The 12,864-nt window shown below is 54.7% G+C and carries 13 protein-coding genes and 1 tRNA gene; 9 read left to right on the plus strand and 5 right to left on the minus strand.

From position 1 onward, the window contains the following. The first annotated feature begins 127 nt into the window (after positions 1-127). A complete protein-coding gene (gene dkgB, locus EBA31_RS03305; RefSeq protein ID WP_122077353.1) occupies positions 128-931 on the plus strand; it encodes a 2,5-didehydrogluconate reductase DkgB in 804 nt (267 codons plus the stop codon). 47 nt (positions 932-978) lie between these two features. Here the strand turns inward: dkgB and yafC are convergent, their stop codons facing one another. Next, positions 979-1,863, minus strand: a complete 885-nt coding sequence (gene yafC / locus EBA31_RS03310; protein WP_122077357.1) for a DNA-binding transcriptional regulator YafC — start codon at positions 1,861-1,863, stop codon at positions 979-981. A gap of 106 nt (positions 1,864-1,969) precedes the next feature. On the opposite strand from yafC, the gene EBA31_RS03315 reads away from it, so the two are divergent. Both EBA31_RS03315 and EBA31_RS03320 read left to right on the plus strand, forming a co-directional pair. Next, positions 1,970-3,145: an MFS transporter gene (locus EBA31_RS03315; protein WP_020825321.1), complete on the plus strand. Its 1,176-nt coding sequence runs from the start codon at positions 1,970-1,972 to the stop codon at positions 3,143-3,145. A 243-nt stretch (positions 3,146-3,388) separates the two neighbouring features. Beyond that, positions 3,389-4,183 (plus strand): endonuclease/exonuclease/phosphatase family protein, encoded by a 795-nt coding sequence (locus EBA31_RS03320; protein WP_122077361.1) that lies wholly within the window; start codon positions 3,389-3,391, stop codon positions 4,181-4,183. Between the two features lie 62 nt (positions 4,184-4,245). Here EBA31_RS03320 and mltD read toward each other — a convergent pair whose 3' ends face one another. Both mltD and gloB read right to left on the minus strand, forming a co-directional pair. Further along, positions 4,246-5,631: a murein transglycosylase D gene (mltD, locus tag EBA31_RS03325; protein WP_170868526.1), complete on the minus strand. Its 1,386-nt coding sequence runs from the start codon at positions 5,629-5,631 to the stop codon at positions 4,246-4,248. Positions 5,632-5,702: 71 nt separating this feature from the next. Beyond that, positions 5,703-6,458, minus strand: a complete 756-nt coding sequence (gene gloB, locus EBA31_RS03330) for a hydroxyacylglutathione hydrolase (RefSeq protein ID WP_046374451.1) — start codon at positions 6,456-6,458, stop codon at positions 5,703-5,705. A 44-nt stretch (positions 6,459-6,502) separates the two neighbouring features. On the opposite strand from gloB, the gene EBA31_RS03335 reads away from it, so the two are divergent. Then, the gene (locus EBA31_RS03335) at positions 6,503-7,222 is read left to right on the plus strand and encodes a class I SAM-dependent methyltransferase (protein ID WP_020825326.1); all 720 of its coding nucleotides are present in this window, start codon (positions 6,503-6,505) and stop codon (positions 7,220-7,222) included. Here the strand turns inward: EBA31_RS03335 and rnhA are convergent. Beyond that, positions 7,219-7,686: a ribonuclease HI gene (rnhA, locus tag EBA31_RS03340; protein WP_020825327.1), complete on the minus strand. Its 468-nt coding sequence runs from the start codon at positions 7,684-7,686 to the stop codon at positions 7,219-7,221. The genes EBA31_RS03335 and rnhA overlap by 4 nt on opposite strands. Before the next feature lie 72 nt (positions 7,687-7,758). On the opposite strand from rnhA, the gene dnaQ reads away from it, so the two are divergent. Together dnaQ and EBA31_RS03350 are read left to right on the plus strand one after the other, a co-directional pair. Continuing rightward, the gene (dnaQ, locus tag EBA31_RS03345; protein ID WP_122077363.1) at positions 7,759-8,499 is read left to right on the plus strand and encodes a DNA polymerase III subunit epsilon; all 741 of its coding nucleotides are present in this window, start codon (positions 7,759-7,761) and stop codon (positions 8,497-8,499) included. A 157-nt stretch (positions 8,500-8,656) separates the two neighbouring features. Continuing rightward, positions 8,657-8,733: transfer RNA gene (locus tag EBA31_RS03350), tRNA-Asp, on the plus strand. Positions 8,734-8,779: 46 nt separating this feature from the next. On the opposite strand, the gene EBA31_RS03355 is transcribed toward EBA31_RS03350, so the two are convergent. After that, a complete protein-coding gene (locus EBA31_RS03355) occupies positions 8,780-10,240 on the minus strand; it encodes an NCS1 family nucleobase:cation symporter-1 (protein WP_020825329.1) in 1,461 nt (486 codons plus the stop codon). A 166-nt stretch (positions 10,241-10,406) separates the two neighbouring features. Between EBA31_RS03355 and EBA31_RS03360 the strand changes: the two genes are divergently transcribed. Genes EBA31_RS03360 through puuE form a run of 3 tightly spaced genes read left to right on the plus strand, consistent with a single transcriptional unit; the run spans position 10,407 to position 12,854 of the window. Continuing rightward, positions 10,407-11,156, plus strand: a complete 750-nt coding sequence (locus tag EBA31_RS03360) for a GntR family transcriptional regulator (protein WP_122077365.1) — start codon at positions 10,407-10,409, stop codon at positions 11,154-11,156. After that, positions 11,153-11,896 (plus strand): allantoin racemase, encoded by a 744-nt coding sequence (hpxA, locus tag EBA31_RS03365; protein WP_046374450.1) that lies wholly within the window; start codon positions 11,153-11,155, stop codon positions 11,894-11,896. The genes EBA31_RS03360 and hpxA overlap by 4 nt, the downstream gene beginning before the upstream one ends. A gap of 19 nt (positions 11,897-11,915) precedes the next feature. After that, positions 11,916-12,854, plus strand: a complete 939-nt coding sequence (gene puuE, locus EBA31_RS03370; protein WP_020825332.1) for an allantoinase PuuE — start codon at positions 11,916-11,918, stop codon at positions 12,852-12,854. Positions 12,855-12,864: the final 10 nt, after the last annotated feature.

Below are 12,864 nucleotides of genomic sequence, written 5' to 3' on the forward strand. Positions count from 1 at the left end.
AGGTTTTCCTCCGGCAATTGTTGCTATCTAATCAAAAGTCTTATGCACAATAGGGCGTTTTTGATCAACAAAACAGTTGCCATAATCCTCCCATATCGCTTCAACATCCTAATGAGAGAATAAAATTATGAGCATCCCTGCATTTGGTTTAGGCACCTTCCGTCTCCAGGATCAGGTGGTGATCGACTCGGTCACTACGGCACTCGAGCTGGGATACCGCGCGATCGATACGGCGCAAATCTATGAAAACGAAGCGGCGGTGGGGCAGGCGATTGCCGCCAGCGGCGTACCGCGTGAAGAGCTGTTTATCACCACCAAGATCTGGATCGCCAATTTGGCGAAAGGCAAGCTGATCCCGAGCCTGCAAGAGAGCCTGAGCAAGTTGCAAACCGGCTATGTTGATCTGACCCTGATTCACTGGCCTTCGCCGAACGACGAAGTTCCTGTTGCCGAGTTTATGGCCGAACTGGCGGAGGCGAAAAAATTAGGCCTGACGCGCCAAATTGGCGTTTCCAACTTCACTCTGGATCTGATGCAGCAAGCGATTGACGCCGTTGGGGCAGAGCAGATCGCCACAAACCAGATTGAGCTCTCGCCCTACCTGCAAAACCGCAAAGTGGTGGAGTTTGCCCAGCAGCACGGCATTGCCATCACTTCCTACATGACGCTGTCCTATGGTCAGGCGCTGAAGGATGAGACCATCAAGGCGATTGCGGCACGCCGCAATGCCACTCCGGCACAGGTTATTCTGGCCTGGGCGCTGCAGCTGGGTTACGCGGTGATCCCATCATCGACCAAACGTGAAAACCTGGCGAGCAACCTGTTGGCGCAGCAGTTGACGTTAAGCAGTGAGGAAATGGCAGAAATTGCCAAGCTGGAAAGCAATGGCCGTTTGGTCAGCCCGGAAGGCCTGGCACCGAACTGGGATTAATTTTCCGTACCTTTACATCAGAGGCGCCCAGACGGGCGCCTTTTTTATTACCCCAGATGTTTGCTGAGAAAATCGATAAAGCTGCGCAGGCGGTTGCTGACGGCACTGTCGCTGTAATACACCGCATTGATTGGCATGGCGACCGGCAGCGTCTCCTCCACCAAGATCGGCACCAGATCGCCGCGCTCGATGTCTGCGCTAATCATAAAATCGGACAGGCAGGCAATGCCGTTGCCATGCAGGCACAGGTGACGCTGAGTTTCACCACTGTTGGTGGTCAGGCCTGGGGTGATTTCCAACTGCCGACCGTCGGCGCAGGCCAGTGGCCAACGATTCAAACTGGGCAGATCGTTAAAACCGATGCAGCAGTGTTGCGCTAAGTCTTCCACCTTTTGTGGCATGCCATATTGTGCCAAATAGGCAGGGGAGGCCAGCACGCGTCGATAGCTGGTCATCAGTTTGCGTGCCTTCAGGCTGGAGTCGGTCAACTCACCGACGCGGATGGCAATATCCACCTTACGCTCGATCAGGTTAATAAAGTTCTCTGAAGACACCAGTGACAGCGACATTTCCGGGTACAGGGCCCTAAATTCCGCCACTAGCGGCGTTAATACGTGCAGCACGACTGGCGTGGCAGCATCGACGCGCAACAGCCCCTGTGGACGCTGACGGCTTTCCATCAGCGCATTCTCCGCCGCGGCCATATCACTCAGTACCTTCTGCACCTGGCGGAAATAGTTTTCCCCTTCCTGTGTCAGGCTGATCTGACGCGTCGTGCGGTTGAGCAGCGTGACTCCGAGCTTGGTTTCCAGCTTTTTGACGGTGCGGCTCACTACCGAATTGGCCTGATCCAGTCGTTCGGCCGCACGGCTGAAACTGCCGCTTTCCACCACGGTCACGAAAGTAATCAACTCATCGGAATTCGCTTTCACTGTTGCTCCATTGGCAAAATTCATTTGATATTTTGAGCATTTTTATCATTTAAGCACAGGCCGATAATAGCCGCCATCAACCTGAACGCTATTTGGAGTAAAAAAGATGCCTCTCGCATTACTTGCATTGACCATCAGCGCCTTTGCTATTGGTACTACCGAGTTTGTGATAGTTGGGCTAATCCCGACTATCGCGGAACAACTGGGAGTGACAGTACCGTCCGCCGGGCTGCTGGTTACCATTTATGCTATCGGCGTGGCGATTGGTGCGCCGGTACTGACGGCTTTAACCGGCCGCGTACCGCGCAAGCTGCTGCTGATCAGCCTGATGGTGCTGTTTACCCTCGGCAACCTGCTGGCCTGGCAGTCGCCGAGCTATGAGTCGTTGGTTGTGGCCCGCTTGTTGACCGGCCTGGCCCACGGGGTATTCTTCTCCATCGGCTCTACTATCGCCACCAGTCTGGTTGCGAAAGAGAAAGCCGCCTCGGCGATCGCCATTATGTTCGGCGGCCTGACCGTAGCGTTGGTGACAGGGGTACCCTTGGGGACCTTTATCGGCCAACATTTTGGCTGGCGTGAAACCTTCCTGGCGGTGTCGCTTATTGGTGTGATTGCCACGGTGGCCAGCGTCATCCTGGTACCCAACAATATTAAAAATCAGGCCAGCGCCAGCATTGGCGAGCAGTTTAAAGTGCTGACTCATCCACGCCTGCTGCTGATTTACGCCATCACCGCGCTGGGTTACGGTGGCGTATTCACCACCTTCACCTTCCTGGCGCCAATGATGCAGGAACTGGCGGGGTTCTCCGCCCCCGCGGTCAGTTGGATCCTGCTGGCCTACGGCATTGCGGTAGCGATTGGCAACATTTGGGGCGGAAAATTGGCCGACCGCCATGGTGCCGTCCGTGCCCTCAGCTTTATCTTTGCCGCGCTGGCCGTTTTGCTGCTGGTGTTCCAGTTCACAGCCAGCCATAGCATCGCAGCGCTGATGACGGTGGTGGTGATGGGCGTATTCGCCTTCGGTAACGTACCGGGGCTGCAGGTTTACGTGGTGCAGAAAGCCGAACAGTACACGCCGAATGCGGTAGATGTCGCTTCCGGTCTGAACATCGCAGCTTTCAACGTGGGCATTGCTCTGGGATCGGTCATCGGCGGTCAGACCGTATCCACGCTGGGCCTGGCGCAAACGCCGTGGATTGGTGCGCTGATCGTGCTGGTGGCTCTGCTGCTGGTGGGGGTTAGCGGGCGTCTGGATAAGAAGTACCGGCAGCAATTGGCTTGATAGCCACACTTTCCCCTTCTTTGGCCCGCAAAATGCGGGCCTTTTCGCATTTATCATCGATCACCGCTAACCTTTACACACATATACTGTCAGAAGATTGAAATCCCTACCTCACGCCCCTATAACTGGAAAAGATATACCCCGTAAAAGCCATGCCGTCAGGTGAGGGCAGGCGTATAATCGATTCAATGTTGGCGGGAATGTCACCGCCAGTTTCATCCTAATGGGAAATAGGCGAATAGCGTGCCGAAACGAACTTATGCAATGAGGTATGTTGCAGGTCAGCCAGTTGAGCGAATTTTCCCTGGCGCTATTAATCAACCGCTGCCGCCTGGGGCTGTATTGCCTACGTCCGGCGCGTTGCGAGTGATGGTGTGGAACATCTTTAAACAGCAACGAGCAGACTGGCTCTCGGTGTTGAAAAGCTATGGCAAGGATGCGCAACTGGTCCTGCTGCAGGAGGCGCAAACCACGCCTGAACTGGTGAGCTTTGCCACGTCAAACTATCTGGCTGCCGATCAGGTGCCGGCTTTTGTATTGCCGCAACACCCTTCGGGCGTGATGACTTTGGCGGCAGCGCATCCAGTGTATTGCTGCCCATTACGCGAACGCGAACCACTGCTGCGGCTGGCCAAATCGGCGTTAATCACCGTCTACCCGTTGTTTAACGGACAGCTTTTGATGGTCGTAAATATTCATGCGGTGAACTTCAGCCTGGGCGTGGACGTCTACAGTAAGCAACTGGGGCCGATTGGTGAGCAGATTGCCAACCACCACGGGCCGGTGATTATGGCCGGGGATTTTAATGCCTGGAGCCGCAAACGAATCAATGCGCTGTATCAGTTCGCCAGCGATATGGCACTGCGTGAGGTGAGCTTCACGGACGATCATCGTCGTAAGGCGTTTGGCCGCCCGCTGGACTTTGTGTTTTATCGCAATATGGGCGTGGCGGAGGCTTCGGTGCTGGTGACCAGCGCGTCAGACCATAATCCGCTGCTGGTGGAGTTTCATCCCGAGGCTGACAAACCGCACTGGTGATTATCGTCCGTATTCAGACAATAAAAAAGCACCCCGAAGGGTGCTTTTTTTGTGCCGAAAATTTAGGTATCCGGCGACGACTTATCACTGACAAACAGGGTCAATTTCAGACCCGGTTGCAGATTGTTAGCCTTGGCTAGCGTTGAGTTCCAACGCATCACGTCGTTAATATCGACGCCGTGACGACGTGCAATACTGGCCAGCGAATCACCTTTGCGAACCTGATAGGTGATACTGCTGTTACTGCCGGTGTTGCTGGCCACTTGCAGGGTTTGCCCAACTTTTAAGGTGCTCTTGGCACGTAAGTTGTTCCAACTCTGCAAATCGCTGGACTTAATATTCAACCGCTTGGCAATGCCCGATACCGTGTCGCCGGAGCGAACCTTATACGAGCTACCGCCTGTCAAACCGCTATTCTTCGCCAACTGAGTGGTTGGCTGAGTCACTGCGATCTGGCCATCGGCCAACGAGTCTTTCAGCTGATCGGCATGACCTTTGGGAACCATAATATAATGGGGCCCGTTGGGTGCCGTAACGCCTTTTTTGTAGCCTGGGTTATAAGCTTTCATCTTGGTGATTGAAAGCCCAGCCATCTCAGCCGCCTGAGTTAACTGTATTTGCTGCCCAACATCGATACGCGCCAGTGCACGGGTATTATCAGTCTTCGGAAGATTGATACCGTACTTCTTGCTGTTTTTAATGATGTCGCTCAGCGCCAGCATTTTCGGAACATAAATTGACGTTTCACGCGGAAGCGACAATGCCCAGAAATTGGTTGGCTTACCCTGGCGTTTATTCGCCTTAACCGCTTGCATGACACGGCCTTCACCACTGTTATAAGCGGCAACGGTCAGTAACCAGTCACCGTTAAACATGCGGTTCAAATACTGCATCATATCAAGCGCAGCAGTCGTCGAGGCGACGACATCGCGTCGCCCGTCATACCACTGGTTGTTTTTCAAACCATAATTGCGACCCGTTTGCGGCACGATTTGCCATAGCCCTGCGGCGTTGGCACTTGACGTGGCGTGTGGGTCAAAAGCGCTCTCCACTATGGGTAGCAGTACCAGTTCCATCGGCATATTGCGTTTCTTAATCTGCCCGACTATCCAGTACATGTACGGCTCTGCCCGTAATGTTACATCGTGGAGATAGCTCTTACTTTTTAGGTACTTTCTTTTTTGATCACGGATCCGGGAATTTTCCGGAACCTCCATCTTCAGCTCGTCGCTAATGAAGTTCCACAGGTTCTGTTGCGCGGCACCACTATTGTTATCTAGCCACCGCGCCGAGCTCGCTCGACCATTCGCTGTGTACTCTCCTGCTTCACTCTCTTGACCTGCCGAAGACAAACTCTGTGCATGCTGTTCTGGGGCCGGTGCGTCCTGCCTGGACGACTGGCACCCCACTAGCAAGACTGAGGCGAGAAATATCGCTTTAGCCTTCATGTGTGTGTCAATGTAGTTGCTTAAAAGACGAGCAATCATACTTTGCTTCGTCAAATAACACAACTAAAAGCTCAGAAGTTGTCTTTTCGCAGGCGTAATTCGGAAAAAACCGAATGAAGGTGCTGTGGTGGCGAGTGAAAGCCTAATTTTCTTTGTAAATCAGTGTCATGACAGCGTAAAAATAGGTTAATTTTACGCTCTAATTGTAGCTGAGTGGGGACGCTAGGCAGGCCTTTTGCCCGTAACGCTTCAACTTGTTGCTGATATGTTTCAATTCCTCGATCTTCCGGCAAAATAGCCCGCGCAAACTTAAGATTTGAAAGTGTATATTCATGCGCGCAACAAATTAAGGTGTTATCGGGAAGTTGCGCGAGTTGTTGAAATGAGTCGTACATTTGTTCTGCGGTCCCTTCAAACAGCCTGCCGCAGCCGGCAGAAAAAATAGTGTCTCCGCAGAAAAGATAAGGGGCGCTATAGAATGCAATATGACCCAAGGTATGTCCGGGAACCGCGATTACGGCGAATTTTCGGCCATCGATCTCGAGGGTTTCTCCGTCATGAACGATGTGGTTAGCGCCTTTGTCGGCAGTTTCCTGTGGCCCATAGACCTTCAGCCCAGGATAGCGTGCCACAATTTGCGCTACGCCACCGACGTGATCGTGATGATGGTGGGTCAACAGAATCGCGTCAGGCGTCAAATTCAGGCGTTCCAGCGCATCAAGTACCGGCTGTGCCTCACCGGGATCGACAATGATGCCGTGCCCCTGCTGGTTATCTAACAACCAAATGTAATTGTCCTGGAAGGCGGGAATACTGATAAGATTCATCTTGGACCTCTCGTTGGCAACGGCTTGAAAGAAGATAATAAATCATGAAACCAGCCCATACTCTACAAAAGCTCGCCAGCCCACAGTCTTGGGCCGAGTTGCCGTGGGGGGAATACTATCGTGAGGCGCTAGAGCGGCAGTTGCAACCCTGGTGGCCGAAGCTGTTTGGTTTCCACCTGCTTAAAATCGGTAATCTCAGCGCCAGTCTGGCAACGGATAAATGCGCCATTTCCCACCAGGTCAACGTCAGCCTGGAAGGCGATAACCTGCAGGTAGTCGCAGATGCTTACCAATTGCCCTTCGCCGCCAAGTCGGTAGATGCCTGTTTGCTGGCACACACGCTATCCTATGCTGACGATCCGCACCGCATGCTGCGTGAAGTCGATCGCGTGTTGATCGACGACGGCTGGCTGGTGATCAGCAGCTTCAACCCGTTCAGTCTGTTGGGGTTGGGGAAACTGGTGCCAGGGTTACGCCGCCGCCAGCCTTACGTCAGCCGGATGTTTACTCAAATGCGCCTGCTGGACTGGCTGAGCCTGTTGAATTATGAGGTGTTGCATCAGTCGCGTTTTCACGTGCTGCCGTGGCAGCGTAAGGGCGGGAAGTTTTTGTGCACCCATTTACCGGCGCTGGGGTGTATGAGCGTGATTGTAGCGCGTAAGCGCACTTTGCCGTTGACGCCAACGCCGATGAAGTTCGGGGCGCGAAAGCCTTCTCTCAGCCGCGCCGTCGGCGCGACCAAGAGTTATCGCAAGCAGCCTTAGTTTTCCGGTTTGTAACCCACGTCTTCCTGCGTTGGATTGCCGGCCGCCTCGCGTGCCAGTACGTCGCAGCGTTCGTTTTCCGGATGGCCGGCGTGGCCCTTGACCCATTCCCATTTGACGGTGTGGCGCTGAATGGCCAGGTCCAGACGCTGCCAAAGATCGACATTCTTGACCGGCTTTTTGTCGGCAGTCTTCCAGCCACGCTTTTTCCAGTTATGGATCCAACTGGTAATGCCCTGGCGTACATATTGGCTGTCGGTGCTGAGGATCACTTCGCAAGGCGTGGTCAGCGCTTCCAATGCGACAATCGCCGCCATCATCTCCATGCGATTGTTAGTGGTCAGGCGAAAGCCCGCGCTAAAGGTTTTTTCCGTCTGCTTATAGCGCAGTATGGCGCCGTAACCACCGGGACCCGGGTTGCCAAGGCAGGAGCCGTCGGTGAAAATTTCTACCTGTTTAAGCATCTCTGGTAGACTCTTCCTATCAGTTTTATAAAAGCCAAGTCTGACATAAACGAACGCTGTGAGCACTGCAATATGATCACTACAACCACCAGACAGATTGTCCTCGATACCGAAACCACCGGTATGAACAAGCTCGGGGTGCATTACGAAGGCCATCGCATCATTGAAATTGGTGCGGTCGAGGTCATTAACCGTCGCCCGACCGGTCGCCACTACCACGTCTACATCAAGCCGGATCGGCTGGTGGATCCGGAGGCCTATGGGGTTCACGGCATCAGCGACGAGTTCCTGGCGGATAAACCGACGTTCGACCAAATTGCCGATGAGTTTATCGACTTTATCCGCGGCGGTGAGTTAGTTATCCATAACGCGGCGTTTGACATCGGCTTTATGGATCACGAATTCCGCATGCTGCAGCAGGGCATTCCGAAGACCGATACCTTCTGCACCATCACCGACAGCCTGTTAATGGCGCGTCGCCTGTTCCCGGGCAAGCGCAACAACCTCGACGCCCTGTGCAGTCGTTATGAGATAGACAACAGCAAGCGTACGCTGCACGGCGCATTGCTCGATGCCGAGATCCTGGCGGAAGTCTATCTGGCGATGACCGGCGGTCAGACGTCAATGGCCTTCCAGATGGAAGGGGATACGCAAAACAACAATTCGACGCAGGACATTCAGCGCATTGTGCGTCCGGCAACGGCAATGAAAGTAGTCTACGCCAGCGATGAAGAAGTGATGGCCCATGAGGCGCGTCTGGATTTGGTAGCGAAAAAGGGCGGCAGTTGCCTGTGGCGTACGGAAGTGGAATAACGGTATTTTCGCCGTAAATAAACCGGGCGTTATCACCTTTGGGTTCCGTTAGCTGAAAAACTGTGCAAACGGTTCATTTGGTAAGAAAAAGGCATTGACGACATAGTGGCTCAACCGTAATATGCGCCTCGTTCCTCTCGCAAGAGAAGAACGGCGCGGAGCGGTAGTTCAGTTGGTTAGAATACCTGCCTGTCACGCAGGGGGTCGCGGGTTCGAGCCCCGTCCGTTCCGCCAACATTTAGAAGCCCTGAGTTAGCAATAACTCAGGGCTTCGTTGTTTTTAATCTTTGCTCAATTGCGTTTTGGCGAAGGTCACCGCCTGATTGGCTGCCCACTCCCGGCGAGCAATGATGCGATAACAGCCCCCACCCAACGCTGCCCCGATAAACCAACTGAAGTTAGCCACCTGATGCAAACTCGGCGTGAAGCTGATCGCCAACCCGATAATCACTGAGGGTACCAGTGCCCAAATCGCATTCGGATTGAAGCCGTTTTTATACCAGTAACGGCCGCCTGGCGTGGCATTGTACAGGTCGTCGACGTGCAGTTCACCGCGTTTGATAATGTAGAAATCCACCAACAGAATGCCGAACAACGGGCCGATAAAGGCCGCTAATACGTCCAGCGTGTAGTGAATCAGCTCGGGTGACTGGAACAGGTTCCAGGGGGTCAACAGGAACGAGCCGACGGCGGCAATCATCCCGCCGGTACGGAAGCTGATCTTCTGCGGCGAACAGTTGGAAAAATCAAAGGCCGGCGAGACAAAGTTGGCCACGATATTGATGCCGATGGTGGCGACGATCATCGTCAGCAACCCAAGGGCCACGGCGATATCGCTGTCGAGGCGGGTGACGGTTTCGATCGGATCGGTGATCAGTTGCCCGAACAATGGCAGGGTGCCGGAAACGATCACCACGGTTACCAACGAAAACAGCAGATAGTTGAAGGGTAAACCCCAGCGATTGCCGCGCTGTACCTCAGCAAAACTTTTTCCGTAGCGGGTAAAGTCGCCGAAGTTAAGCAGCGGGCCGGAGAAGTAAGAAACCACCAGCGCGGTGGCGGTCAGCATCAGCCAGCCTTGCTCACCGGCACTCAGGTTTTTGCTCGCCAGAGTAAGGGAGAGATTAGAGAAACCTACGCGGTATACAATCCAGCCAGCCAGCGCGAACATCACCACGTAAACCGCCGGCCCGGCGATGTCGATAAAACGCTTAATCGCCTGCATACCGTGCCAAAACACCATCGCTTGCAGCAGCCACATGGTGATGTAACAAACCCAGCCAAGCTGCGACAGCCCAAGAAAATGCGGCTGGGTCATCGGTTCCAGCGACGGGAAGAATTTCAGCAGTGTGAGCATCAGGGCGTTGGAGGCCAGATAGGTTTGGATGCCATACCAGGCGAAGGCGATCATGCCGCGGATCACCGCCGGAATATTGGCGCCGAACACGCCAAACGCCTGGCGGCTTAAGACGGCGTAGGGCACGCCGCCGAGCTGGCTGGGCTTGGCCACCAGGTTAGCGCAAAACTGCACGATGCAAATCCCCACCAGCAGGCAAATCAGGACCTGCCAGCTCGACAGGCCGAGGGCGAAGAAGCTGGCGGCCACCACATAGCCGCCCATGCTGTGTACATCGGACATCCAGAAAGAAAAAATGTTGTACCAGCTCCAGTTCTGGTCACGCGTTGGTGCCAGATCGTCGTTGCACAGCTTGGGACTGTAGTTTTCATTAGGGTTTGGCATAAATCGTGCTCCTCTCAAGAACGTCACCCGGATGTTGTTATCTGTTTTTTGGCAAAGGTTGCTGAGAGGGCTTTTGCAGGATCCAGGCCAGACTTTTCTTTTTTGTATACAAAAGATCTTCATCTTGTATACGATTTGACTATTCAAGGGGACGGGGAGCAGAAAAATGGTTGGCACGACGATCGGTACCAACGCCGCGTGGCATGGGCAACAGGCCACTTATTTCATTGAAGATAAAGACGATCATATTTACAACTCGTTGGTGAAAGCCATTGTCGAACATCGGTTGCTGCCCGGCAGCAAATTGCCGGAAGAAGCCTTGGCCGAGACCTTCGGCGTAAGCCGAACCGGGATCCGTCGGGTGCTGCAGCGCCTTGCCGCAGTGCAATTGGTGACCCAACTGCCCAAACGTGGTGCACAGGTGGCTACGCCCGGGCAGGACGAGGCAACCCAGGTATTCCAGACGCGCAAGATGCTGGAATGCACCAACCTGCCGCAGGTGCTTGCCCACTGCGACGAAAATCATCTGCTGGCGATGGAGGAGATCGTGGCGCAGGAACAGCAGGCGCACCGCGATCAGGACGGCGCTGCGGCGATCCGCCTGTCCGCCGCGTTTCACGTTCAACTGCAGGCTATCGCCGGTAATCAGGTGCTGACCGAAATGGTGTCGCAGCTCACTTTGCGATCGTCGCTGGCGATTGCCGTTTATGGTTCACCCTGGCAGCAGGGATGTCGCTGCCACGATCACGGCGATTTGCTGGCGTTGTTGAGGGGGAAAGACAGCGCGGCGCTGGCAGATCATATGGTCCGCCATTTTGACGATATTGTGGCTAATTTACGGTTTAACCACGACGCGAATGAAACGCCGGATTTCGCCCATATTTTTGCCGACGCCGATCCACGGGAGACGCTATGACAACTCGCTGCATTATTCAGGTCATCAATCCGAACACCAGCCAGGCAATGACCGAAACCATCGCCGCTGCGGCGCGTGCGGTGGCTGCGCCGGGCACCGAAATCCTGGCGGTCTGCCCGCAGGAAGGGGCGCCATCGATAGAGGGACATTTTGACGAAGCCATTGCTGCCATTGGCGTTTTGCAGCAGGTGAAAGCCGGCCGAGAAGCCGGTGTGAGCGGTCATGTCATTGCTTGCTTTGGCGATCCGGGTTTGCTGGCCGCGCGTGAGCTGGCCGACAAGCCGGTGGTCGGTATCGCCGAGGCGGCAATGCACATGGCGACGCTGGTGGCGACGCGTTTTTCCATTGTTACCACGCTGCCGCGCACGTTGGTCATTGCAAGGCATTTACTGCATCAATACGGTTTTGAGCGGCACTGTGCGGCGCTGCATGCGATTGATCTGCCGGTGTTGGCGCTGGAGGACGGTAGCGGTCGGGCTCAGCAAAAAGTGCGTGAGCAGTGCATCCGGGCTAAGCAACAGGATGGCAGCGGGGCGATTGTGCTTGGCTGCGGCGGCATGGCCGATTTGGCGCGCGAACTGACGCTGGAATTGGGGATCCCGGTAATCGACGGCGTCAGCGCTGCGGTAAAAATGATCGAATCGCTAAGCGCGCTCGGTCTGAGCACCAGCAAGCACGGCGATCTGGATTTTCCGCGGGCAAAACCTTTGTCCGGCATGTTCAGTCATTTTAACGGGTGATCGGTAAGGGGAAACAACGATGAGTGATTTCGCGTTCAATAAAGATTATCCCCGTGATTTGATCGGCTACGCCGGTCGTCCGCCGCATGCTCGTTGGCCTGGTCAGGCGCGCATCGCGGTGCAGTTTGTCCTCAATTATGAGGAAGGGGCTGAAAACAACGTGCTGCATGGCGACGCCGGCTCCGAACAGTTTCTTTCCGATATCATCGGCGCGGCCAGCTATCCAGAACGGCATATGTCGATGGATTCCCTTTACGAATATGGTTCACGCGCCGGGTTCTGGCGCATCCACGATGAGTTTCAGCGTCGCGGCCTGCCCTTGACGGTGTTTGGCGTGGCGATGGCGCTGGCGCGTAACCCGCAGGTGGTCGAAGCGATTAAAAATGCCGGTTACGATGTGGTCAGCCACGGCTGGCGCTGGATCCACTATCAGCAGATGGATGAAGTGACCGAACGGCAGCACATGCAGCAGGCGATGACGGTATTGCGGGATCTGTTCGGCCAGGCACCGCTCGGTTGGTATACCGGGCGGGACAGTCCCAATACCCGTCGTTTGGTGGTAGAGCACGGTGGCTTGCAATACGACAGCGACTATTACGGAGACGATTTACCGTTCTGGACCGAGGTGCAGTGCGCCAATGGTGAAACAAAGCCGCACCTGATCGTACCCTATACCCTCGAGGCCAACGATATGCGTTTTGCCTCGCCACAGGGGTTTAACACCGGCGAGCAGTTCTTTACCTATCTGAAAGACAGCTTTGACGTGCTGTATGCCGAAGGCGAGGAGTCGCCGAAGATGCTGTCGATCGGCATGCACTGCCGTTTATTGGGCCGTCCGGGCAAATTTCGCGCGCTGCAGCGATTCCTGGACTATATCGAGCAATACGATCGGGTTTGGGTATGTCGACGTCAGGATATTGCTGACCACTGGCTGGCACAGCATCCTTTTAAGAAGTAAAAAAGGGCCG

This window comes from Serratia sp. P2ACOL2 (genome assembly GCF_003691565.1).
GTDB classification, from domain to species: Bacteria; Pseudomonadota; Gammaproteobacteria; order Enterobacterales; family Enterobacteriaceae; genus Serratia; species Serratia liquefaciens.